Source organism: Duganella sp. HH101 (assembly GCF_001758795.1).
GTDB lineage: Bacteria > Pseudomonadota > Gammaproteobacteria > Burkholderiales > Burkholderiaceae_D > Rugamonas > Rugamonas rivuli.
Window position 1 is genome coordinate 421,381 of sequence record NZ_LRON01000003.1, and the last position, 23,444, is coordinate 444,824.

Here is a 23,444-nt window from a genome sequence, read left to right on the forward strand (position 1 = left end):
CCTCCGGTTCAGTCGCGCAGTGCCAGCGCTGGCGACATGCGCAGGGCCGTTGCCGTGTGGCGGGTCGTGGCCAGCAGCGCCACCAGCATCGCCATCGCCAGCGCCGCCACCAGCGTCCAGATGCCGATGGGCGCGTGCTCGGTGTAGTGCGCCAGGTAGCGCTGGATGGCCACCGCCGCCAGCGGCAGGCCGATCAGCGCGCCGGCGCCCACCAGCGCCGAGAATTCGCGGCCCATCATCAGTGCGATGTCGACGCGGCCGGCGCCGTGCAGCTTGCGCATCACGATCTCGCGCCGGCTGCGCTGCACGCTGTAGGCCGACAGCACATAGATGCCGAACGCCGCCAGCGCGATGGCGATCACGCTGGTGGTCGTCAGTATCCGTATCAGGCGCGCCTCGGTGGCATAGCGTTCTTCCAGCACGCCCTGCTGCGTTTTCATTTCCATGATGGCGTTGGGGAAGTGGCGGCGCCACAGCGGCTCGATTTCGGTGTAGGCCGTTTCCAGGCTGTCGCGGGTGCGTATCGTCAGCACGCCGCCGGGGCGCACGAAATAGACCACCGCTTTCGACGGCTGGTGCAAACCCTGGAAGCGCACGTCCGGCGCGACGCCGACGATCTCCATCCCGCCCGGTACCGCCTTTCCGACCGCATCCTGCGGCGAGGCATAACCCAACGCCAGCGCGGCGGCGGTGTTGACCACGGCGCGCGGGGCTTTGTCGTAGCCGACGTCCTGCGCCGCGTTGTACAGGCGTCCGTGCAATGGCTGCAGGCGGCTCACTTCAAACCAGTTGGCGCTGACGTTCTTGCCTTCCAGCGGGATCTCGCGGCCGTCCCTGGTGGTGACGGTATTGATCAGCTTCATGCCGTCGCGGCCGACGGCCTCCGAGATGGACGCCACGCCCTCCACGCGCGGCAGCCTGCCCAGTTGTTCGATGAAGGCCTCGGCCTCCGGCTTGCCTTCGCTATTGGACGGCAAATCCAATACCAGCAGGTGTGCCGGATCGAAGCCAGGCGACGCATGCATGGCGAACCAGGTCTGCCAGCCGACCGCCAGCGCCGACGCCGACAAGGCCATCGCGCTGGAGAACTGCACCACGGTCAGCACGCGCCGCACCCACAGGCCGGCTGCGGTTTCGCTGTTGCCGCGTCCCGCCAGCGCGGGGCCGGGCAAGGCATGCTGCGCCAGCCATGCGGGATAGGCGCCGGCGCATACGCCGATGAACAAACCGAACGCCAGCGCGATTACGCAGCGCAAGGGCGTGAACGTGCCACCGAGCGGACGGTTCACCAGATCGGCGAAGGTCGGCAGCAGCAGCCAGGCCAGCACCAGGCCGGCGGCTGCGGCCAGCACCGAGGTCAACGCCGCCTCGCTGAGGAACTGGCGCACCAGCCGCGCCGCGCCGGCGCCCAGCAGCTTGCGGATGCCGATCTCGCGCTGGCGGCGCAGGGTGCGCACCGTGGCCAGGTTGACGTAGTTGATCGCCGCCAGCAGCAGGACCAGCAGGCCCGCCGCCGCCATCCCGAACACGCTGCCGCGCTGACCGTAGTTTTCGCCGGCGCGGCTGTTCGCCAGGCCTTCATCGAAGTAGACGTCGCGCAGCGGCAGCAGGCTGATATCGGCGACGTTGCGCCCGTTCAGGCCTTTGCCCATCGGGCCAGTCTTGACGCGCTGGTTGATCGGCGACTTTTCGCTGGCCTGCTGCAGCAGCGCGGTCAATTCCGCCATCGATGCGCCGGGTTTGAGTTTCATGTAGACGGTGCCGCGCCCCCATTTGCTGATCGCGGTCTCGCGTTCAGGCCAGGCGCTGCTGGCGGTGCCGATCAGCGCCTCGTACTGCTGGCTGCTGTTTGCCGGGGGATTGGGCAGCAGGGCTCTTACCTGCAATACGGTGCCGTCGATCCTGACGGTCTGGCCGATCGCGGGCGATGAGCCGAACAGCTTCTGTGCACCGGCGCGCGTCAGCGCCAGGCCGTCCGGCCGGGCCAGCGCCGCAGCCAGCTCGCCCTGCAACTCGGCGATGCCGAACATGGTGGCGAAAGCGGGATCGACCACCTGCAGGTCCACCGCACGCAGCTCGCCGCCGACGCCCAGCGGCACTTCGAGCGGCTTGGCGATACTGGCCTCCGACACCATGCCGCTGGCAAGCGCCACATCGCGTAAGGGCATGAAGGCCCATGCCTGCCATTCCGGCCGGGGGAAGACGTTGATGCGCTGCTTGACGACGACCACGCGGTCGTTGTCGGGAATGGCGCTGTTGAAGTTGATGCAGAAATCGACGAAGCCGAACAGCAGAAAGCAGGCGGCGAAGCCGATGGCGAGACCGCCTATCACCACGGCGGAGTAGGCCGGCTGCTGCAACAGCAGCCGCCAGCCTATGCGAAAGTCGCGCAGGTTCATGTGAATGATCCTGACGCTTTAAGCGGCTTGCAGTACGTCGACCATGATGCGGCCGTCCAGCAGATTCAATGTGCGCGAAGCCTGCGCGGCGTGGTCCGGCGAGTGCGTGACCATGACCACGGTGGTGCCTTCGGCGTTGATCTCGCGCAGCAGGCGCATGACCTCGTCGCCGTGCGCCGTGTCCAGATTACCGGTCGGCTCGTCGGCCAGCAGGACGGCGGGGCCGGCCACCAGCGCGCGCGCGATGGCCACGCGCTGCTGCTGGCCGCCCGACAGTTGCGAAGGACGGTGCGAAGCGCGGTGGCCCACGCCCAGTTTGTTGAGCATCGCGGTGACGCGCTCGCGCCGTTCGCGCGCCGGTGTGCCGTTGTACTCCAGCGCCAGTTCGACGTTCTCGAAGACGGTCAGTTCTTCGATCAGGTTGAAGCTCTGGAAGATGAAGCCGATGCGGCCGCGCCGCAGCTGGTTCAGTTTCGATTCGCTCCAGCCGGCCACGTTCTGGCCTTCGAACCAGTACTCGCCGTGGTTGGGCACATCCAGCAAGCCCAGTATGCCCAGCAGGGTCGACTTGCCGCAGCCGGATGGTCCGGTGATGGCGACGTATTCGCCCGCTTCGATCTCCAGGTCGATGCGGTCCAGGGCCGTGGTCTGGATTTCTCCTGCCTGGTGGATTTTGCTGATGCCGACGAGTTTGAGCATGGGGTGCGCCTTTAATGATAGTGGTGAGAATTTACTGCGTAATTTGCAGTCGTGGTGAATTTCCGTAGGCCGCGTAGCTGGACAACAGCACCTTGTCGCCTGCGGCCAGCCCGTCCAGCACTTCCAGCTGGCTGTTGTTGCGGCGGCCGATGCGCACCGCGCGGCGCTGCGCCGTGCGGCCGCCGGCGTCGAGCACATAGACCCAGGCGCCGCCGCTGTCGTTGATGAAGGCGCCGTTCGGCAGCAGCAGCGCCTTGGCCGGCTCGCCCAGCGTGATGCGCGCGTCCAGGCTCTGGCCGGGGTTGAGCACCGGCGGCTGGCCGCCGGTGAACACCAGTTCGACCGTGAAGCGGCCGTCCTTGATCTGCGGGTAGATGGTGCGGATGTCGACCGCGTAGCTGCGCTCCTCCTGCTTGACGCTGCCGTGGCGGCCCACCGCCATGCGGTTCAGGTAGTACTCGTCGACGCTGGCGGAGAGCTTGAAGCGCGCCGGATCGTCGATGCGGCCGATGTTCTTGCCGGTGCTGATCGATTCGCCCACTTGCAGGCGGAAGTTGGTCAAGCGGCCTTCGACCGGCGCCCGCACGGCCAGCGCGTCGACCGTGGCCGAGACCAGCTTCAGGCCGGAGTTCAGGCCTTCGATGGCCGATTCCAGCTGTTGGGCGGCGTTGCGGCGCACGTTTTCCTCGGTGCCGGTGGCGCGCTCCTCCTGCGCCAGCAGGCGGCGCTGCTGCTGCAGCTTGTCCGCCGATTCCTCCAGCGCGACGGCGGAGATGTAGCCCTGCGCCGCCAGCCTGACGTTGCGCTCGTGCTGCTTGCGTACCTGTTCCAGCGCGTACTGGAGGTCTTCGCGCCGCCGCTGGTGGTCGCTGGCGCTGGCTTCCTGCGCCACGCGCAGGTTGGACAGGTTGAAGATGCTGACCGCGTGCTCCGACTGCCGCGCCAGCAGTTCCAGGTTGCGCTGCGGGTTGGAGATGCGGAACAGCAGCTGTCCGTTTTTCACCAGCGTGCCGTCGATGGCGAAGACTTCCTCGACGCGGCCCGATTCGACCGAGTCGAGTATCACCGAATTGAGCGGCTCCGCATTGGCGCGCACGACGATTTCGTCGACGAAGATGCCGGGCGTGGCCTGGCCGATGCGCAGCTCCGCGCCATCCACCTGCAGGCCGCGCGGCATCCATGCCCACAGCCCGTAGCCGGCCGCCGCCACGGCCAGCGTGGCCGCCACGCCGATGGCGATGGCCTTGCCGCGTTTGCGGGGCACCACCACGTCCATCGCAGCGCCGCTGGACGGCAGGGGAGAAGGAGGGGAGCCGAAATTTTTTTTGATGTGCATGCCAGCCATACAGCAAAGCCCGTGCCATGCCCGTATCGCCCGGTTTGACGGGCGATACGGGCCGCGTCGTCCACCAGGTGTCCGCTTATGAACAGTGGCCGATGTTCGGAACTGAACACTTGCGGCGAACGTGGGCGGAGCGCGGACCGAGGGCCGGTCCCAAGCCGGTTGGCGGCTGCTAGAATGCCTGCATGTCCGCCTATGTACTGATACTCGATGATGACGCCGATGTCGCCACTGCCGCCCAGTTGCTGCTGCGGCGGCGCTATGGCAAGGTCGCCACGCTGTGCGACCCGGCCGGCCTGCCGGCCTTGCTGGCGCAGGGCGTGCCCGACGTGGTGCTGCTGGACCTGAACTTCACGCCCGGCTTCATCGACGGCGCCGAAGGCCTGGCGCTGCTCGACCTGCTGCGCGCGCAGGCGCAGCCGCCGGCGGTGATCGCCATGACCGCCTACGCCGACGTGCCGCTGGCGGTGGAAGCGCTGAAGCGCGGCGCGGGAGACTTCATCACCAAGCCCTGGGACAACGCGCGGCTGGTGGCCGCCATCGACCAGGCGCTGGCGCGCCGCGCCGCCCTGCGCGGACCGGCCGCTGCTGCGCCGGACCTGATGGGCGAATCGGCGGCGATGCGCGAGCTGAAGGCCCTGATCGCAGGCGTGGCGCCGACCGAAGCGAATGTGATGGTGCTGGGCGAGAACGGCGTCGGCAAGGAGCTGGTGGCGCGCGCCATCCACGCGCTGTCGCGCCGCTCGGCCGGCACGCTGCTGGCGGTGGACATGGGGGCGCTGCCGGAATCGACTTTCGAGAGCGAGTTGTTCGGCCATCGCAAAGGTTCGTTCACCGACGCCAAGGCCGACAGGGCGGGGCGCTTCCAGGCCGCGCGCGGCGGCTCGCTGTTCCTCGACGAAATCGGCAACATGCCGCTGGTCGCGCAGGCCAAGCTGCTGACCGCGCTGGAACGGCGCGAGGTGACGCCCATCGGCGCCGACAAGCCGGAGGCCATCGATGTGCGCATCATCAGCGCCACCAACCTGGAGGAGACGCGCCTGTTCGATCCCGCCGTGTTCCGCCCGGATTTGCTATTCCGCCTGAACACCATCGTGATCCGCGTGCCGCCGCTGCGCGAACGGCGCGAAGATATTCCTCTGCTGCTGTCGCACTACCTGACGCACTATGCCTTGCAGTACGAACGGCCGGCGCGCGAAGTGAGCGCGGCGGCGATGGATGGCCTGCTGCGCTACGAATGGCCGGGCAATGTGCGCGCGCTGCGCCATGCCTGCGAACGGGCCGTGATTCTGGGGCAGGGCGCCGACTATGCGCTCAGCGATTTCGGCCTGCCCGGCAGCGGCGTAGCCGTCGACGGCGATGAAGCCGCCGCGCAGGTATGGGCACTGCCTGGCACTGCAAGCCCGGCACGCGCCGCCGCTGCCGGCGACATGACGCTCGATGCGCTGGAGCGCGAAGCCATCGCCTCGGCACTGTCTCAATTCAACGGCAACATCAGCCACGCCGCCAAGACGCTGGGCATCAGCCGCGCGGCGCTGTACCGCAAGCTGGGCAAGCATGGCATCTGAACGCGCCCTCAAGCTGGGCGCCGTCGCCAGCGTCGGCGCGCTGATGGCGCTGACCGCCGTTGCCGACGTGATGTCCGCCGCGCCGGAAGCGCGCCGCATCGTCCTGTGCGGCCTGGCCGGGCTGGTCCCCGCCACCGTGCTGTGGCAATGCCTGCGCGCGCTGGCGCCCCGTGCTCCGCGCATGGAGCCGCAGGCCAGCGCTCCATCCCCCGGCCGCGAACTGTCCGACGCCTTGCTCGCACTGGAAGCGCGCCTCGAACATGCGCCCATGGCCCTGTTCAGCATCGGGAATGCGGCCGGTGCCGGTGCGGTGGCGCCGTTGAACGCCAGCGCGCGCCGTCTGCTGGCGCCGGGCCGCGCCAGCGCGCCGCAGGATCTGCACCAGTTGCTGGCCGCGCAGGCCGCCGGCCGCCGGCCAGCGGCAGCTGATCAGCTTCGACACCGAACGCGGCGTCGAGCGCGCACTGGTCGCCGTCGCCGCGCTGACCATGCAGGGCGTGGCCCAGCGCCTGGCGGCCGTGATGCCGGTGGAGAGCGAGCTGGAAGCCGAGGCGCTGAACGCCTGGCGCGAGCTGGTGCAGGTGCTGACCCACGAGATCATGAATTCCCTGACCCCGGTCGCCTCGCTGTCGCGCACCGCCTGCGGCCTGCTGGACGAAGCGGCGGAAGGCCTGCCGGCCGACATCCACGCCGACCTGGGCACCGCGCTGGACGCGATCTCGCGCCGCGCCGCCAGCCTGGTGGATTTTGTCGGCAGCTACCGCAGCCTGTCGACCGTGGCGCAGGCGCAGCCGCAGCGCGTGCCGCTGGAGGACTTGTTCGAGCGCCTGTCCATGCTGCTCGCGCCGCAGTGGCAGGCGCTGGGCGGGCGCGTGGTGTTTTCGGTGGAACCGGCGTCGCTGGCGGTGATGATCGATCCGGGGCAGCTGGAGCAGGCGCTCATCAACCTGCTGAAGAACGCGGCCGAAGCCATCACCGGCAAGGCCCCGGAGGCGCAGGTGCGCGCTCGCCTGAGCCGGGGTGGCCGCCTGCGCATCGAAGTGTCGGACAACGGCCCCGGCGTGCCGGAGGCGCTGGCCGCGCACATCTTCACGCCCTTCTTCTCGACCAAGAAGCAGGGCCGGGGCATAGGCCTGGCGATGGTGCGGCACCTGGTGCACGCCAACGGTGGCACGGTGCGTTATGCGCGCTCGGTCAGCGCCGGCGCGCGCTTCACGTTGACGTTCTAGCGCACGGGCCTCATCGCACCATATCGATGTGCATGATGCCGTCTTCGTCGTAAGGCTCGGTCACGGTCTTGAAACCGAAGCTGGCGTAGAATTTTTCCAGGTGGGCTTGCGCGCCGATGCGGAAGGCGTGGCCCGGATGCAGCGCCTCGGCCAGCGGAATCGCCTTGGCCAGCAGCTCGCGGCCGATGCCGCTGCCGCGCGCGGCCTGCGTGGTCAGCACGCGGCCGAGCGACATCTCATCGAACTTCACGCCCGGCGGCACGCAGCGCAGATACGCAGCCAGCGTGCGCTTGCCGCCGATCTCGCGCCACGCCATCAGGTGATGGCATTGCGGATCGGCGCCGTCGATGTCGGGGTACAAGCAGGTCTGCTCCAGGATGAATACCTGCTGGCGCTGCAGCAGTACTTCGTACCAGTCCTGGCGGGGGATGTCTTCAAAGGCCAGCCATTGCCACTCAATCATTGCGTGTCCCGGTGCGGTTCAAAACATCGATTGTATGTGAAAAAAGGCCGGCGCCTTGGAGGGCGCCGGCCTTTGGCGGGAGGACCGTATCGTTTAAACGATGGTCAGGGTCACGTCGATGTTGCCGCGGGTGGCGTTCGAGTATGGGCACACGATGTGGGCGGCGGCGACCAGTTTCTCGGCTTCGGCGCGGTCCAGGCCTGGCAGCGAGATTTTCAGTTCGACTTCGATGCCGAAACCGGTAGGAATAGGACCGATGCCGACGGTGCCTTCGACCGACACGTCAGCCGGTACGGCGATCTTGTCGCGGCCGCCGACGAATTTCATCGCGCCCAGGAAGCATGCCGAGTAGCCGGCGGCGAACAGCTGCTCAGGGTTGGTGCCGACGGCGCCGGCGCCGCCCAGTTCTTTCGGGGTGGTCAGTTTGGCGTCGAGCACGCCGTCCGAGGAGACGGCACGGCCTTCGCGGCCACCGGTTGCTTTTGCGTTTGCGCGGTACAGAACTTGTTGGATCGACATGATAATTCCTTTTCAGTGAGTGAGAATACTTAGTTGACTATTAAATCGCTAGCTACTTTGTACTACTATCCGGCACTGTTTGCAGCGCCCATGACCACACTATAAATCGTGTGCTATTGAATAGCAAGCGATTTTTGAGAATATTTTTAATGGGTTGCGCGGCGCTTACCTCTCCAGTTCGTCCAGCAGCGCCAGGCAAGCCTGCGCCGCCTTGTTGTCGTGGTCTTTTTCCTCATGCCAGGCCGACACCGATACCGCGATGATGCCCGGTCCGCGCAGCGAGCGGAACAGCGCCGCGATGTCGGCGAAACTCGGCCCCGCCTTGACATGGTATTTCAAGGCCGGCATTTCCGCTTCCGCATCCATGACGTCGCTGTCGAAGTGCAGGTACAGGCGCTCGCCGGGCTTCAGGTGCTCGCCGATCCGGTCGATGCCGCAGCAGACGATGCCGGAGCTGCGCACCGCTTCCAGTTCGCCCGGATCGAGATCGCGCGCATCGGACAGCACCACGCGCTCTTCGGGGAAGGGCGCGACGCCGATGGTCGCCAGCATCGCGCCGATCGCATCGCGGCCTTGCCTGCGGCGGTCGCCGCGCCCCACCAGCACGGCCAGCGGCATGCCGCCAAGATATTTGGTCTGCGTGGTTTCCCAGGTATGGAAGTCGCCGTGGGCGTCGAGCCACAATATCCGGTCCGGTTCGCATCCGCTGCGTTGCAGGCCGCCCAGCATGCCGAGCGTGGACATGCAGTCGCCGGCGATGCTGACCGGGACCTTGCCGGCACTGGCGATCTGGCCCGCCCGCTCCGCCAGGCCCGCGTATATCCTGCCCATCCTGTGCAACTTTTCGTTGGGGTCGTTCACAGTGGCTTCCCGGAACTCGGGCACGTCCAGTATGTGCCAGTCATGGCGGTCGAGGTCGGCCGCGCGGCGCAGGCCGTCGCGACGCTGTCCGAGCAGGAAGGGCACCAGCATGCGATTGTTCATGTCCATGTGTCCGGATTCATCGAGTAGCCCAGCCGCTCCATCATCGTCCGCACCGGCTGGCGCCGGCCCATGTCCAGCAACGCCGGTTCGCGCTTGCGCCAGCGCAGCGCCCTGGGGGCTTCGGTGGCCATGGTGACGGGCAGTCTGCTGGGCAGCGGCAGGCCGGACAAGCCAAGCAAGGCGACGATGCGCTGGAACTGCACCGCCGGCTGGCCCATGAAATCCTCGAACCTCAGGCGCAGCACCGGCACGCGGCTGGCCAGGATCGCCTCATGGGCCGCCAGCCATTGGTTCAGGCAGACATCGCCCAGGTCGGCTTGGGTGAACAGGCGCCAGTTGGGCGGCAGGTCGAACTTCCACCAGCGCTGGCCGAACGGCGTGGCGTCGGAGTAGGCGCGTATCTGCAATGCGGCGCCGGTGCGCGCCATGTCGTGCGAGAAGTAACCTGTGGGCGACAGCCAGCCATCCATCAATCCATTGACCGTCTGCGCATAGCCCCGGCTGAGGTGTATGTACTGGATCTCGGCCCGGGGAAAAAGCTGCTCGTGGATGCCGATGCGGTAGGCGTCGCTCGGCGATTTGAACAGCAGGATCTTGCTGGCGGCATCATCGGTGGTGAACTGCCGGCGATAGCTGCGCGGCAGCACGAAGGGCGGCTCTTCAAGCTTCAGAGGCTCGTCGTAGTAGCCGCTGGCGCCCGGGCCGGAACCGGGCAGCGGCGACGGCGGCTGCCCATCATAAAAATTCATGCGCCATGCCTGATGGCGAAACACGGTCGCCAGTATCATGCGTTGCAGCGCTTCGTCCGTCTGCTGGCCGCCATCCCGGTGCAGACACAGCATGGCTTCGTCGAGCGCATCGCTGAGGTTTTGCCGCTGCGCCGGCTCGATGAACAGCAGCGGGAACTGCAGCAGCAGGCGCCGTTGCCAGCGGATTTTCAATTGCTGCGGGCTCGGCAGCGCCGGGCTGGGTACGCTGAGTTCGGCGAAGAGGTTGTCGGCCAATACGTCCGGCTGCATCAGCGTGCCGACGGCGTCGCTGTCGGAGTGCGGCCCGAACACATTCTGCGTGAGCGCCAGATAGGGTTCCATTTCCCCGTCGAGCGAGGCGATGTCTGGATGTTGCGCCAGCAGCTGCTTGATCAGGCTGGACCCCGCGCGCGAGCTGCTCAGTATGACGACTACCCGCCGTACTTTGCTGCGCCACGGCGCAGGGTCCACGGCGCGCAGCTTGACAATGGAATGCAGTAAATCGTTCATACGGGCGCGGCTGGACGCATTCTCTGGATGAGAAACCCGTAGAATTCTTTTGTTTCGTCCGCGCTGGCGCGTGCCAGCAGGCGCATGCTGTAGCCATTTTCCTTGGCCAGCCTGCGCACTTCCTTGACCGCGCCGAAATTGGAGTGGGCAAAATAGATGCGGCCATCCCGTTTCAGATACTTGCCTGCCTGTTGGAAGAACTGGGTGTTGGTGCGGAAGTCCGTGTCCCATTGCGAACGTGCGACCACGTCGTGCGCCTCCTTGTTGCGGAAGGGGAGATTGGCGGTGATGACGTCGAACTGCTCATTGCCGATGCCGTCGAACAGACAGGAATAGCGCACTTCCATCGTCTCGCCGAAGCCATGCGCCGCGGCGTTGTGCTGGGCGCTTTTCAGTGCCGCCGGGTTGATGTCGACGGCCAGTACGCGGGCGGCGCCGGCGTAGCAGGCGAATACCGCGATGACGCCCGAGCCGGTGCCGACATCGAGCACGCTGCCGCCTTTCGGTACGCGCAGGCTGCGCACCAGCGGCTGGCTGTCCGTGTAGGGCCAGAACGTATTCGGGAAAACGAGGAACTCCTTGCCCAGATAGCGGAACGTCTTGCCATCCTCGGGTACTATCTTGAAAGCCTTCTGGCGGTTGGTTTGCCAGCGATCGATGTGCGCATGCTTACCTGGGGAATTGTCCATTTCTATCACCTATCGGATGAAGGAAAAACAATCGAGGAATGCAGCACCGATACTACTACGATAATTTGCAACGGGATGCACAAATTGCATAGGATGAGTAACTGATGAAAAAACTGACGCACTGCCTGTTCTACGCCGGCCTGGCCGTCGCTTCCATCAACGTCGCGCGGGCGCAGATGCGGGTGGAAATCAGCGGCGTCGGCAGCAACCAGATTCCCGTCGCCGTCGCCGGCTTTGCCGACGAGCTGCTGGCCCCGCAGCAGATCTCCGCCATCATCAAGGCCGACCTGGATCGCAGCGGCATGTTCAAGGTGATCGATGCCGGCGCCATCGCCGACGTCAACAACATCGACTACGCGGGCTGGAAGGCCAAGGGCGCCGATGCGCTGGTGGTGGGCAGCGTGTCGGCGCTGGCCGACGGCCGCTACGATGTGCGCTACAAATTGTTCGACACCGTCAAGGCCAGCCAGTTGTCGCGCCAGGACCAGTCGGTGCCGGGCCACGCAGCGCGGATGGCGGCGCACAAGATCGCCGACGATGTGTTCTTCAAGCTGACCGGCGTGCGCGGCGCGTTCGCCACCCGCATTGCCTACGTCAAGCAGGAGGGCGGCCGCTATCGGCTGGTCGTGGCCGATGTCGACGGCGAAGGCGAACAGGCCGCGCGCAGCACCAGCGATCCGATTATTTCGCCGACCTGGTCGCCCGATGGCGGCAAGCTGGCCTACGTGGCGTTCGAGCAGAAAAAGCCGGTGGTGTATGTGCATGACCTGGCGACCCATGCGCGCGTCGTCGTCGCCAATGAAAAAGGCAGCAACTCGTCGCCGGCCTGGTCGCCGGACGGCAGCCGCCTGGCGGTGTCGCTGTCGAAGGACGGCCATACCCAGATCTACATCGTCAACGCCGACGGCAGCGGCTTGCGCCGCGTGTCCGACGGCACCGGCGCCGCCATCGACACCGAGGCACAATTTTCAGCCGATGGCCGGAGCCTCTACTTCGTCAGCGACCGCAGCGGCGGTCCGCAGGTCTACCGCATGAACGTGGACGGCACGGACGTCAAGCGCATCACGTTTGCCGGCAGCTACAACATCAGCCCGCGCATCTCGCCCGACGGTGCGACGCTGGCCTATATCTCCCTCCGCGACGGCAACTACCAGCTGTACGTGATGGACCTGGCCAGCGGCCAGGAACAGCGCCTGTCCGACAGCACCGACGACCTGTCGCCGAGCTTTGCGCCGAACGGCAAGTACATCATCTACGCCACCGAGGCGGCCGGGCGCAAATCGCTGGCGGTGGTGTCGGTGGATGGCCGCGTCAAGCAGCGCCTCACCGCGCAGGACGGCGATGTCAGGCAGCCAGCCTGGGGGCCTTTCCTGCAGGGCCAGAAATGACACAGCTTACGCAGCAGGATGGAGCTCATGCTTGATTTGAGAGCTGGCGATCTTGTGAAGTTCGGCCAGCGTTTGCGCGTCGTCCGGCCAGCGGGCCAGTCCCAGCCTGGCTTGCTGGTGCTGCGCCGGGTTGACGCGGGCCAGCAGGCGCTCGGCGATCTGCTGGCCCTGCACCTGCGTCACCCACGGCACCAGCACGCAGAAGCGCTCGTCGCCGAAGCGGAAGGCCCAGTCGCTGGGGCGGCATACTTCCTCGATCAGCCGCGCGACGTCGACCAGCCGTTCATCGCCGGCGCCGGGCGCCAGCGCGAGCAGCATCATCGTCACCGACCGCGGCTTGCCCCGGTGGCTGCGCGTCAGCTGGCTGAAGATGGATGCCAGGTACAGGTGGTTGTGCAGGCCGGTCAGCGGATCGAGCGCGGCGGTGCGGCGCAAGGCCGCCGCCAGCGCCACGCGCCGGGTCTCGAACAGGTGGGACAGCACGCCCGCGCCCAGCAAGGCGGCAGCGGTGCCTGACAGCGCGGCGCCGCCGTTGCCCGGCCGCAGCCACAGCACGGCCATGCCCAGCACCGACCAGCCGATGCTGTACACCATGCCCATCTGTAGCCCCAGCATCAGGTAAGACGCCACCGGCACCACGCACAGCAGGCTGGCCAGCTGCGGTTGCAGGTACACCGCCGCCAGCAGGGCGCTGAAGCAGCAAAACAGCACGGCGCACCACAGGCTCAGTCGCGGCGTGTCGTCGGCCCAGGGCAAAGGTTTGTTCATTCGACAAGTATGGTTGGGGCCACCCCGGGCGTCAAGCCGTGTCATTCCGCCAATTGATAATGATTCTTATTAACTGGTAGAATAAGCGCTGGTATAGCCACGCTTAACGCTGAAGGTCGATTGTGAAAAAACTCTGGTTCCAGCTGCACTGGCTGGTCGGCATCACCGCCGGCACGGTCTTGATCGTCATCGGCCTGACCGGCGCCATCCTCGCCTTCCGCGACGAGCTGCTGGACGTGCTCAATCCCGGCGTCACCAGCGTGGCGGTGCGCCAGGCGCCCGTGCTGGCGCCGCCGCAGCTGGCCGAAGCGGTCCGGCGCGCGCATCCCGGGGCGCGCATCACCAGCATCGTCCTGGATGCCGAGCCGGGGAGCACCGCGCGCGTCGGCCTGGCGCCGGCGCCGGGCGCACAGCATGGCGAGACCGTCTTCGTCGATCCGTACAGCGGCGCCATGCTGCCGCCGCTGCATTACGACGAAGTGTTCGAATGGGTCGAATCGCTGCACCGCCATCTGCTGCTGCCGCGCGATGACGGCCGTCCGGTGGCCGGCGCGCTGGCCGTGTGCCTGATGGGGCTTGCGCTGAGCGGCCTGTATCTGCGCTGGCCGCGCCGCGCGCTGGACTGGCGCACCTGGCTGACCTTCGACACGCGGCTCAAGGGCCGCTCCTTCCTGTGGGGCTTGCACTCGGTGGCCGGCACGTGGGCGCTGCTGGCCTACCTGCTCTTCACCGTCAGCGGCGTGTACTGGAGCTATGACGTGGTGCGCGACACGGTCGATGGCTGGGCCGGCGTGCGGCGTCCGCCGCGCGTAGCGGCCGCGCCCAAGCCCGCGGGCGCCAAGCGCGTCGGAGCCCCTGCCGAAGCCGCCGACCTGGCGCTGGCCTGGTCCACCTTCCAGCGGCAGGCGCCCGGATGGCGAACGGTCTCCCTGCGGCCGCCGGAGCGCGCCACGCAGCCGCTGCAAGTGCTGTGGGTCGCCAGCGACGCGCCGCACATACGCGCGCGTGGCCGCATGTCGATCAACCAGCAGACCGGCGCCATCGTCAAGAACGAGCCGTATGTGCAGATGGGCGTCGGCGCCCGCGCGCTGACGACGCTCTATCCGCTGCACATGGGGACGTATTTCGGCTTGCCCGGGCGTCTGTTCATGTTCTGCGCCAGCCTGGCGCTGCCTGGCTTCGCGGTCACGGGCTGGATGTTGTACCTGAAGCGCCGCCGCCAGAAGCGCGCAGCGCAGGCCGAACGCGCCAGGCTGGCTGAAGCCGGCCGCATCGACAGCGCCGACCCCGTGCTGATGGCCTACGCCAGCCAGACCGGATCGGCCGAGCGGCTGGCTCTGCAAAGCGCGGCCGTGCTGCAGCAGGCCGGCGTGGCGGTGCATGTGCAGTCGCTGGAAAAACTGACGCCGCCGCTGCTGGGCAGCTACCGCCGCGTGCTGTTCGTCGCCAGCAGTTTCGGCGAGGGCGAACCGCCGGACACCGCGCGCCGCTTCAGCCGCCTGCTGCATGTCGCCGCCGGGGAGCTGGCGCACCTGCAGTACGCCGTGCTGGCGCTGGGCGACCGCCATTATCTGCAATTCTGCGGCTTCGGCCAGACGCTGGACCGCCGCCTGCGCGTGCTGGGCGCGCAGCCGCTGCATCCGATCATTGAAGTCGACAACGGCGATGCCGGTGCGCTGGCCCGCTGGTCGCAGGCCTTGCGCGAGCTGGCCGGCATCGGTGACGATGCACCATCCGCTGAACTGTCGGCTGCGGCGCCCGACAGCGGCTACACCAGCTGCCATCTGGCGCGGCGCGAACTGCTCAATCCCGGCAGCGCCGGTGGGGAGCTGTACGAGATCACGCTGACCGGCGGCGATGGTGCGAGCTGGCGTCCGGGGGCCTTGCTCGATGTCTGGCCGGGCCATTACGCGCCTGGCCAATCGGCGCGGCGTTATTCGCTGGCGTCGCTGCCGCAGGACGGCTGCATACAGCTGTTGGTGCGCCAGGCCCGCGGCGAACAGGGCATGGGCCTGGCTTCCGGCTGGCTGACGGTGCAAGCCGCGCCGGGCGACGAAGTGCGCATACGCCTGGTGGACAATCCATCCTTCGACATGCATGACTGCGCGCAGCCTGCGGTCTACATCGGCAACGGTTCGGGCATGGCGGGTTTGCGCTCGCACTTGCGGGCGCGGGTGGCCGGCGGACAGCGGCGGAACTGGCTGGTGTTCGGAGAACGCCAGCGCGAGTTCGACTCCATCTGCGCGGCCGAAATCGATGGCTGGCGAGAGAGCGGGCATCTGCCGGAGCTGGATCTGGTCTACTCGCGCGACGCCGATGGCCAGTACGTGCAGGACCGCCTGCGCGCCAAGGCAGATCAGGTGCGTAGCTGGATCGCCGACGGCGCCGTCATCTACGTGTGCGGCAGCCTGCAGGGAATGGCAGGCGGCGTCGACGCCGCGCTGGAAGACATCATCGGCAGCGCAGCCCTCGACGAGTTGCGCGAAACCGGGCGCTATCGCCGCGACGTGTATTAGAGCGCGGTCTCGTAGCCTTCGAGGACGTTGACGACGTTGGTGCCCAGCTCCTTGACCGCGTAGCCGCCTTCGAAGATGAAGGCGGTCGGCACGTTCAGGTAGGCCAGGCGTTCGCCGATCTTCAGGTAGTCGGCGCTTTGCAGCGCGAAGCGCGACAGCGGATCGCCGGCGAAGGTGTCCACCCCCAGCGACACCACCAGCGCATCCGGCGCAAAGCTGCCCAGGCGGATGCAGGCCGTCTCCAGCGCCGCGAACCACGCCTGCACCGAGCTGCCCGCCGCCAGCGGCAGGTTCATGTTGTAGCCCATGCCCGCGCCTTCGCCGCGCTCGTCGGCATGCCCCAGATAAAACGGATACTCGCTGCGCGGATCGGCGTGGATGGAGATGAACAGCACGTCGTCGCGGTTGTAGAAGATGCTCTGCGTGCCGTTGCCGTGGTGGTAGTCGATGTCGATGATGGCGACCTTGCGCGCGCCGTCGTCCAGCATGTGCTGCGCCGCCAGCGCGGCGTTGTTGAGGAAGCAGTAGCCGCCGAAGAAATCGGCCCCCGCATGGTGGCCCGGCGGACGGCTCAACACAAACGCGCCGCGCTCGCCCAGCCGCAGCGCGTGCGCGGCGTTGACCGCGCAATCGGCGCCGGTCTTGGCGGCGGTCCAGGTGCCGGCCGTCAGCGGCGTGCCGCTGTCCATCGAATACAAGCCCAGTTTGGCGCAGAAGTTGTCCGGCTCGATGTCGTCGCGCAGCGAGCGTATCGGCCAGACGGCGGGGAAGGCGTCCTTGCCGGCGTTGGCCGGATCGAGCGCCAGCCATTCGCTCCAGGCGCCGCGCAGGAAGTGCAGGTAGCGCGGCGTGTGGATGCGCTCCAGCGACATCAAAGGCACGCCGTGCGGCGTGACGATCTTGCCCAGCCCGCGCCGGCCCAGCTCCGCCAGCACCGCGTCGGCACGCTCCGGCTTTTCGAAGCAGGGCACCATCTCGCCGCGGAAGATCTCGAAGCGGCCGTGGTGCTGGGCGTGCAGTTCGTTGTAAAAGGTGAGCAAGGAAGCCTCGGGTTCAGTCGCAGTCCATGCTGGAGTGGCACAGATTGCTGGCGCGGTAGGCGGCGACGTAGTCGTCGAAGCTCGATTGCGGCGCCGCTTCCATCTCCGCCTGCTCGGCCAGCGAGGTCGCCGCCAGGCCGTCGAAGTAGGCCGCTTCGCCGGCGTCCGGCGCGTGGCTGCGGAAGTAGGCGGCGTGCTGCTTGCTCTGCGCCAGGCCGAAGGCGGCGAACGATTTGCCGTTGGCGCGCAGGGCCGCCAGCACCTTGGCCGACGGCGTCAGGTCGGCGTCGAGCAGCTTGGCCGCCTGCTGCGCCATGGCGTCGGCGTGCACGCTGTCGCCGCGCTGCGCGTCCAGCAGGGCCGCCACCGGGCGGATGCGTTCGAGCAGCTGCTGGCCCCAGGCTTGCAGGCTGATGGCGCCGTCGTCGCTGTTCAACGTCAGGCCCGGACGGCGGCCTTCCTTGACGGTGCGGGCGAAGTTGTCGGTGTGGCGCAGGCCTTCTTCCGGCGAGATGGCCGGGCTTTCCTCCAGTGCGCAGAACAGCAGGAAGGCGTCGAGGAAGCGGCCGGTCTGCACGCTGATGCCGACCGGTTCGAACGGGTCGACGTCCATGCAGCGCACTTCGATGTACTGCACGCCGCGCGCGCACAGCGCCTGGATCGGCCGTTCGCCGGTCTGGATCACGCGCTTGGGGCGGATGGTGGAGTAGTACTCGTTTTCGATCTGCAGCACGTTGGTGCTCAGCTGTATCCATTCGCCGTCGCGCTTGGTGCCCAGTTCCGCATACGGTTCGTACGGCTGGTTGACGGCCTTGGTCAACGCGGCCACGTAGCTGTCCAAACAGTTTTCGTGCGGGCTCAGTCCCGATTGCGCGTCGTTCTGATAACCGAGGTCGCTCATGCGCAGGCTGGTGGCGTAGGGCAGGTAGAGCGTGTCGTCGGACAGCGTTTCGAGCTTGTGCGGACGGCCGCGCAGGAAGCCGCTCGACAATACCGGCGAGGCGCCGAACAGATACATCAACAGCCAGCTGTAGCGGCGGAAGTTGCGGATCGTCGCCAGGTAGGCTTCGGACTGGAAGGACTTCGGCGACAGCCGCTTGGCGTTGCCCTCATGCTCGGCCAGCACGCGCCACAGGCGTTCGTCCAGCGAGTAGTTGTAGTGGATGCCGGCGATGCACTGCATGGCCTTGCCGTAGCGCAGCGCCAGGCCGCGCCGGTACACATGCTTGAGCGTGCCCATGTTGGAGGTGCCGTACCAGGCGATCTCGATGTCTTCCTCGCCCGGCAGCTGGCAGGGCATGGACTGGCTCCACAGCAGCTCGTCGCCCAGCTTGCTGTAGGCGTAGCGGTGGATGCCGTCGAGCTTTTCCAGGGTGACGGCGATGTCAGCCTCGGCCGGGGTGATGAACTCCAGCAGCGTCTCGGCGTAATCGGTGGTGATTTGCGTATGCGTCAGGGCCGAGCCCATGGCCACCGGATGCGGGGTCGCGGCCAGATGGCCGCTGGCGTCCACCCGCAGGGTTTCGCGTTCGATGCCACGCAAGCCACCCAGCACCGGACGGTGCTCTGGCTGGGCCAGCAAGGCCAGGCGGCGAGTCAATAGATTGGACAATTGGATCTTCCTTTCGTAGTGCAGCTAGTGTTGCATCAAAGCGTGAGGTGCGAGATTAACCGAAAACGGACAATCGCGTCGGCGCCGGCCCTAACTTCACCGGAGCCGAAGATCGCTTGCTAGTTTATCAAATACTGGGAAGGGTGGCCGAAAGCCAGAATACCGCGCAGGGATGGCGCTGTCAGTGCGCCCGCGCACCGGTGACGCGCTCGATGCCGGCCAGGTCGGTCCAGCTTTGCACTTCGCTGTAACCTTGTTCGGTTAACAACTGGCGCACCGCCGCCGCCTGGTCGTAGCCGTGCTCCATCAGCAGCCAGCCTTGCGGCTTCAGATGGGCGGCGGCGCCGGCGACGATGATGCGCAGCGCCGACAGGCCGTCGGCGTGGTCGGTCAGCGCGCCGGTCGGTTCGTAGCGCAGGTCGCCCTCGGACAGGTGGCGGTCGCCGCTGGCGATGTAGGGCGGGTTGGAGACGATGAGGTCGAACGGCGGCTGGCCTTGCAGCGCGGCGTACCAGTCGCTGTGCAGGAAGTTGACCTGGGCGCCGTTGGCGGCGGCGTTGCGGCGGGCCACGGCCAGCGCCTCGGGGCTGACGTCGAGCGCGGTGACGGCGGCGTCGCGCCGGGTGTGGGCCAGCGCCACGGCGATGGCGCCGCTGCCGGTGCCCATGTCCAGCAGGCGGCCTTGCGGCGGCAGGCGGTCCAGCGCCAGTTCGACCAGCAGTTCGGTGTCGGGACGGGGAATCAGCACGGCGCCGTTGACTTCAAACGGCAGGCCGAAGAATTCGCGCTGGCCGACGATGTAGGCCACCGGTTCGCCGGCCAGGCGGCGCTGCACCAGCGCGGCGAAGCGCGCGGCTTGTTCGGCGTCGAGCTCGCGTTCGGACTGGGTGATCAGGCTCACGCGCGACAGGCCCAGCGCGTGGCACAGCAGCACGCGGTTGTCCAGCGGGTCCAGCAGGGACTGCACTTGCAGCGCGCCGATGGTGACGCCTGCGGCGATGGCGCCGATGTCCGAGATCATCAGCGCGCGCGGCGGATCAGCAGCCAGGCCAGGCCCAGCGTGCACAGGCCGAAGCCGAGGAAGGACCACTGCGGGATCGACAGGCCGAACCACGGCGCCAGCGCGTCTTCGCACAGGCCGTCGGCGCGGAACAGGAAGGGCAGGTAGGTCGCGGTGGGGATCTTGTTGAGGAAGGTCTCCATCGGATCGATGCCGCACGACAGGCCGGGATGGGCCAGGATGTACAGGTGCTTGCCGGCGGTGTACAGGCCGCCCAGCGCGGCCATCAGCGCGAGGCCGGTGCCCAGCTTGGGCTTGGTGTAGGCGCCGACCAGGCAGCAGATGCCGATGGCGATGAACAGGTAGCGCTGGATCACGCACAGCGGGCAGGGCAGCATGTCCAGGCCGATCTGCAAATACAGGGCGACCCCGATCAGGCCGAAGCAGGCGATGGCGATGGACAGCAGCAGGGAACGCGTATGTATCATGGGGTGATCCGATTCGGTGGCGGTGAAGGTGTCAGAAGTAGCGGGCAATTCTCGCACAAAGTTGTCGCTTCAGCCTTAGGCCGGTGTTAACTTCCGCTTAATCGCCCAGCGCCGCCAGCAGCTCGGCCTGGTGTTCGGCGGCCAGCGCATTGGTCAGTTCCGTCAGGTCGCCGTCCATGATGAAGTCCAGCTTGTACAAGGTCAGGTTGATGCGGTGGTCCGTCATGCGGCCCTGCGGGTAGTTGTAGGTGCGGATACGTTCGCTGCGGTCGCCCGAGCCGATCAGGCTCTTGCGCGTGGCCGCTTCCTTCGACTGCTGCTCGCGCAGCTGCACGTCCTTGATGCGCGTGGCCAGCACCCTCATCGCCTGCGCCTTGTTCTTGTGCTGCGAGCGGTCGTCCTGGCACTCGACCACGATGCCGGTCGGCAGGTGGGTGATGCGCACGGCCGAATCGGTCTTGTTGATGTGCTGGCCGCCGGCGCCGGAAGCGCGGTAGGTGTCGATGCGCAGGTCGGCCGGGTTGATGTTCACGTCCTCGACCTCATCGGCTTCCGGCATCACCGCCACCGTGCAGGCCGAGGTGTGGATGCGGCCCTGGGTTTCGGTGGCCGGCACGCGCTGCACGCGGTGGCCGCCGGATTCGAACTTCAGCTTGGAGTAGACGCTGTTGCCGATCAGGCGCACGATCACCTCGCGGTAGCCGCCCAGGTCCGACGCCGATTCCGACACCACTTCCACCTGCCAGCGATTGCGCTCGGCGAAGCGGGTGTACATGCGCAGCAGGTCGCCGGCGAACAGCGCCGACTCGTCGCCGCCGGTGCCGGCGCGGATCTCCAGGAAGATGTTGCGCTCGTCGTTGGCGTCCTTCGGCAGCAGCATTTTTTGCAGCTCCAGTTCCAGTTCCGCCAGGCGGGTCTTGGCCGCTTCGATTTCATCCTGCGCGAAGTCCTTCATCTCCGGATCGCCCAGCATCTCCTGCGCGGCGGCCAGGTCGCCGATGGCTTCCTGGTAGGACTTGTACAGCGCCACCAGCGGGCCGAGTTCGGCGTGCTCGCGGGTCATCTTGCGGTAGGCGTCCATATTATTGGTCGCGCCTTCGGACATCAGCAATTCATCGAGTTCGACCAGGCGGTTCGCCAGTTGATCGAGCTTGGCCAGCATGGATGGTTTCATAGCGTATTCGGTAAAGGAGTTGAAGCAGATGCCGCGCAGTGGCGGCGGGGAGTGCGCGGCGGCGTGGCGCGCGCGGCGCGGGGTAGGGCAGTGGCGCTAACGGCGGCCGCGGAACAGCTGCGGCAGCAGTTCGGCCAGGTGGGCGCGTTCCTCGCCCTGCGCGCGGTGCAGCGCCTGCTGCGGGCCGTGCATGAATTTCGCGGTCAGGCCCTTGGACAGGGCTTCCAGCACGGCGTCGATATCTTCGCCCTTGGCCAGCATCTTGCGGGCGCGTTCCAGCTCCAGCTGGCGCAGCGCCTCGCCGTTTTCCTGCAGGCTCTGGATCACCGGCACCACGGCGCGGTCGTCGATCCAGTGCATGAACGATTGCACGCGGGTTTCGATGATGGCCTCGGCCTGGGCCACGGCGGCCTGGCGGTTTTCCATGCCGGTCTGGACCACTTTGCCCAGGTCGTCGACGGTGTACAGGAAGGCGTCGTTGAGGCGGCCCACTTCCGGTTCGATATCGCGCGGCACGGCCAGGTCGACCATGAACATCGGCTTGTGGCGGCGCGCCTTGATCGCGCGCTCCACCATGCCCAGGCCGATCAGCGGCAGCGACGAGGCGGTGCAGGAGATGACGATGTCGTACAGGTGCAGCTTGTCCTGCAGCTCGGCCAGGCGGATGGCGCGGCCGCCGAAGCGGTGCGCCAGCAGTTCGCCGCGGTCCAGCGTGCGGTTGGCGATGGTGATGGTCTTGGGATTCTGCGCCGCGAAGTGGGTGGCGCACAGCTCGATCATTTCGCCGGCGCCGATGAACAGCACGTTCTGCTCGGCGATCTTGTCGAAGATGCGCTGCGACAGGCGCACGGCGGCGGCCGCCATCGACACGCTGTGCGCGCCGATCTCGGTGGTGCTGCGCACTTCCTTGGCGACCGAGAACGAGCGCTGGAACAGCTGGTGCAGATAGGTGCCCAGGCCGCCGGCTTCGTCGGCGGTGCGGATCGCGTCCTTGATCTGGCCCAGGATCTGGGTCTCGCCCAGCACCATCGAATCGAGCCCGGAGGCGACGCGGAAGGTGTGGCGCACGGCGTCGTGCTGCGGCAGCAGGTACAGGTGCGGGCGCAGCTCGGCGTAGTTCAGTTTGTGGAAATCGGCCAGGAAGTGGGCGCCGGCGTCGAGCGGGTCGGGCACCTGGCTGGCCGCGTAGAGTTCGGTGCGGTTGCAGGTGGACAGGATGGCCGCCTCGTCGCTGCCGCGATGGTCGATGCGCTCGAACCACGACCGTGCCGCCACCACCGCCTGGCCCAGTTGCTCAGGGGCGAACGCCAGCTGCTCGCGCAGCGAGACGGGGGCGGTGTTATGGTTGAGGCCGACGGCGAGCAGCTGCATTTCGGGTCCGTGCGTTGAGTGTGCGGACATTATACCGTGTTGTACCTGTGGGTTGCCTGTGGCTGCCTATACCGTTGGCAGCATACCGTGCATAGCGCGGGTCCGATCAGGCGCCCAGTTTTTCCAGCCGGTAGCCGTAGCTGTACACCGGCACCAGGCGGAAGCCGTTTTCCGGCTTCAGCTGCAATTTGTTGCGCACGCGGGAAACGTGGGTGTCCATGGTGCGCGACGGCACGGCGGTCTCGCGTATCCACACCGCCTCATGGATGTAGGCGCGCGACAGCGGCCGTCCGATGTTGCGGAAAAATAACAGTGCCAGGTAGAACTCTTTGTGGGTGACGTCCAACACTATGCCATCCATCAGCAACCGGCCGGGACGGGTTTCGAACACATATTGACCGAATTGCAATTGTTCGGCGCCGTTCTGGGCCGGGTAGGCGCGGCGCAACAAGGCTTGCACGCGGGCCACCATTTCGCTGCGGCGCAGCGGTTTGATCATGTAGTCGTCGGCGCCGGCGGCCAGGCCGGCGACGATATCGTCCTCGCCGGAGCTGGTGGTCAGGAACAGCACCGGGGCGCTGTCGGGCAGTTTTTCGCGGGCGCGGCGCAGCACTTCGGCACCGCTGAGATCGACCACTTGCCAGTCGAGAATCAGCATGTCGTAGCTATCCTTGCGCAATTGCGCCAGCACGTCCTTGGCGGTCTGGAAGCTGTGGCAGACATGGCCTGCCGAGGTCAGCACCTGGCAGATCAGATCGGCTTGGCTGCGGTCGTTGTCAAGTACGGCGATTCTCATACTACTGCCTGTAGGAAATTATGTTAAGGAGAAGTCACTACAAATATAACAGAGATTTACAAAAAAAGTTAGCAAAATGGCTAATTATTTTTCTTAATGCACTAATATTTCCCTGACGACAACTCAATAATTCACCGTGC

At 66.8% G+C, this 23,444-nt stretch carries 21 protein-coding genes; 4 read left to right on the forward strand and 17 right to left on the reverse strand.

The window, feature by feature from the left end; genetic code table 11:
• Positions 1-8 precede the first annotated feature (8 nt).
• From DUGA2_RS07090 to DUGA2_RS07100, 3 genes are read right to left on the reverse strand one after another with little or no spacing between them, the layout of a single operon-like run.
• The gene (locus DUGA2_RS07090) at positions 9-2,399 is read right to left on the reverse strand and encodes an ABC transporter permease (RefSeq protein WP_070268203.1); all 2,391 of its coding nucleotides are present in this window, start codon (positions 2,397-2,399) and stop codon (positions 9-11) included.
• A gap of 18 nt (positions 2,400-2,417) precedes the next feature.
• Positions 2,418-3,098: an ABC transporter ATP-binding protein gene (locus tag DUGA2_RS07095; RefSeq protein WP_070268205.1), complete on the reverse strand. Its 681-nt coding sequence runs from the start codon at positions 3,096-3,098 to the stop codon at positions 2,418-2,420.
• A gap of 31 nt (positions 3,099-3,129) precedes the next feature.
• Entirely contained in the window at positions 3,130-4,434 is a 1,305-nt protein-coding gene (locus DUGA2_RS07100) for an efflux RND transporter periplasmic adaptor subunit (protein ID WP_229214614.1), read from the reverse strand.
• A gap of 191 nt (positions 4,435-4,625) precedes the next feature.
• Here DUGA2_RS07100 and DUGA2_RS07105 point away from each other — a divergent pair, with 191 nt between their 5' ends.
• Complete coding sequence (locus DUGA2_RS07105) at positions 4,626-6,008, forward strand: sigma-54 dependent transcriptional regulator (RefSeq protein WP_070268208.1); 1,383 nt, start codon at positions 4,626-4,628, stop codon at positions 6,006-6,008.
• On the opposite strand, the gene DUGA2_RS34385 is transcribed toward DUGA2_RS07105, so the two are convergent.
• The gene (locus DUGA2_RS34385) at positions 5,962-6,498 is read right to left on the reverse strand and encodes a hypothetical protein (RefSeq protein WP_229214615.1); all 537 of its coding nucleotides are present in this window, start codon (positions 6,496-6,498) and stop codon (positions 5,962-5,964) included. The two genes, DUGA2_RS07105 and DUGA2_RS34385, sit on opposite strands and share 47 nt — an antisense overlap.
• Here DUGA2_RS34385 and DUGA2_RS34390 point away from each other — a divergent pair.
• Positions 6,497-7,237, forward strand: coding sequence for a PAS domain-containing sensor histidine kinase (locus DUGA2_RS34390; protein WP_229214616.1), 741 nt, complete (start codon positions 6,497-6,499; stop codon positions 7,235-7,237). The two genes, DUGA2_RS34385 and DUGA2_RS34390, sit on opposite strands and share 2 nt — an antisense overlap.
• A 10-nt stretch (positions 7,238-7,247) precedes the next feature.
• On the opposite strand, the gene DUGA2_RS07115 is transcribed toward DUGA2_RS34390, so the two are convergent.
• The 5 genes from DUGA2_RS07115 to DUGA2_RS07135 all read right to left on the reverse strand — a co-directional run bounded on the left by DUGA2_RS07115 (position 7,248) and on the right by DUGA2_RS07135 (position 11,151).
• On the reverse strand, positions 7,248-7,700 hold the full coding sequence (locus DUGA2_RS07115; RefSeq protein ID WP_070268209.1) for a GNAT family N-acetyltransferase: 453 nt from the start codon (positions 7,698-7,700) through the stop codon (positions 7,248-7,250).
• Between the two features lie 93 nt (positions 7,701-7,793).
• The gene (locus tag DUGA2_RS07120; protein WP_008443571.1) at positions 7,794-8,219 is read right to left on the reverse strand and encodes an organic hydroperoxide resistance protein; all 426 of its coding nucleotides are present in this window, start codon (positions 8,217-8,219) and stop codon (positions 7,794-7,796) included.
• 165 nt (positions 8,220-8,384) lie between these two features.
• Positions 8,385-9,203, reverse strand: a complete 819-nt coding sequence (locus tag DUGA2_RS07125; protein ID WP_070268396.1) for an arginase family protein — start codon at positions 9,201-9,203, stop codon at positions 8,385-8,387.
• On the reverse strand, positions 9,200-10,462 hold the full coding sequence (locus DUGA2_RS07130) for a sulfotransferase (RefSeq protein WP_070268211.1): 1,263 nt from the start codon (positions 10,460-10,462) through the stop codon (positions 9,200-9,202). Before DUGA2_RS07130 ends, DUGA2_RS07125 begins: the two co-directional genes overlap by 4 nt.
• The gene (locus tag DUGA2_RS07135) at positions 10,459-11,151 is read right to left on the reverse strand and encodes a methyltransferase (protein ID WP_070268212.1); all 693 of its coding nucleotides are present in this window, start codon (positions 11,149-11,151) and stop codon (positions 10,459-10,461) included. The genes DUGA2_RS07130 and DUGA2_RS07135 overlap by 4 nt, the downstream gene beginning before the upstream one ends.
• A gap of 104 nt (positions 11,152-11,255) precedes the next feature.
• Here DUGA2_RS07135 and tolB point away from each other — a divergent pair, with 104 nt between their 5' ends.
• Positions 11,256-12,539 (forward strand): Tol-Pal system beta propeller repeat protein TolB, encoded by a 1,284-nt coding sequence (gene tolB, locus DUGA2_RS07140; RefSeq protein ID WP_070268213.1) that lies wholly within the window; start codon positions 11,256-11,258, stop codon positions 12,537-12,539.
• A 6-nt stretch (positions 12,540-12,545) separates the two neighbouring features.
• Here tolB and DUGA2_RS07145 read toward each other — a convergent pair whose 3' ends face one another.
• Positions 12,546-13,307, reverse strand: a complete 762-nt coding sequence (locus DUGA2_RS07145; protein WP_229214617.1) for a GGDEF domain-containing protein — start codon at positions 13,305-13,307, stop codon at positions 12,546-12,548.
• 122 nt (positions 13,308-13,429) lie between these two features.
• Between DUGA2_RS07145 and DUGA2_RS07150 the strand changes: the two genes are divergently transcribed.
• Positions 13,430-15,823, forward strand: a complete 2,394-nt coding sequence (locus DUGA2_RS07150; RefSeq protein WP_070268216.1) for a sulfite reductase flavoprotein subunit alpha — start codon at positions 13,430-13,432, stop codon at positions 15,821-15,823.
• Here DUGA2_RS07150 and DUGA2_RS07155 read toward each other — a convergent pair.
• The 7 genes from DUGA2_RS07155 to DUGA2_RS07185 all read right to left on the reverse strand — a co-directional run bounded on the left by DUGA2_RS07155 (position 15,820) and on the right by DUGA2_RS07185 (position 23,304).
• Entirely contained in the window at positions 15,820-16,863 is a 1,044-nt protein-coding gene (locus DUGA2_RS07155) for a histone deacetylase family protein (protein ID WP_070268218.1), read from the reverse strand. The two genes, DUGA2_RS07150 and DUGA2_RS07155, sit on opposite strands and share 4 nt — an antisense overlap.
• A gap of 13 nt (positions 16,864-16,876) precedes the next feature.
• On the reverse strand, positions 16,877-18,475 hold the full coding sequence (gene gshA, locus DUGA2_RS07160; RefSeq protein WP_070268219.1) for a glutamate--cysteine ligase: 1,599 nt from the start codon (positions 18,473-18,475) through the stop codon (positions 16,877-16,879).
• Between the two features lie 181 nt (positions 18,476-18,656).
• Positions 18,657-19,496, reverse strand: a complete 840-nt coding sequence (gene prmC, locus DUGA2_RS07165) for a peptide chain release factor N(5)-glutamine methyltransferase (protein ID WP_070268221.1) — start codon at positions 19,494-19,496, stop codon at positions 18,657-18,659.
• Positions 19,496-19,963, reverse strand: a complete 468-nt coding sequence (locus DUGA2_RS07170) for a disulfide bond formation protein B (protein ID WP_070268223.1) — start codon at positions 19,961-19,963, stop codon at positions 19,496-19,498. Before DUGA2_RS07170 ends, prmC begins: the two co-directional genes overlap by 1 nt.
• Before the next feature lie 97 nt (positions 19,964-20,060).
• Positions 20,061-21,137, reverse strand: a complete 1,077-nt coding sequence (gene prfA / locus DUGA2_RS07175) for a peptide chain release factor 1 (RefSeq protein WP_043480141.1) — start codon at positions 21,135-21,137, stop codon at positions 20,061-20,063.
• A 96-nt stretch (positions 21,138-21,233) separates the two neighbouring features.
• On the reverse strand, positions 21,234-22,508 hold the full coding sequence (gene hemA, locus DUGA2_RS07180; RefSeq protein WP_070268224.1) for a glutamyl-tRNA reductase: 1,275 nt from the start codon (positions 22,506-22,508) through the stop codon (positions 21,234-21,236).
• Positions 22,509-22,614: 106 nt separating this feature from the next.
• Positions 22,615-23,304, reverse strand: a complete 690-nt coding sequence (locus tag DUGA2_RS07185; protein ID WP_008443614.1) for a response regulator transcription factor — start codon at positions 23,302-23,304, stop codon at positions 22,615-22,617.
• Positions 23,305-23,444: the final 140 nt, after the last annotated feature.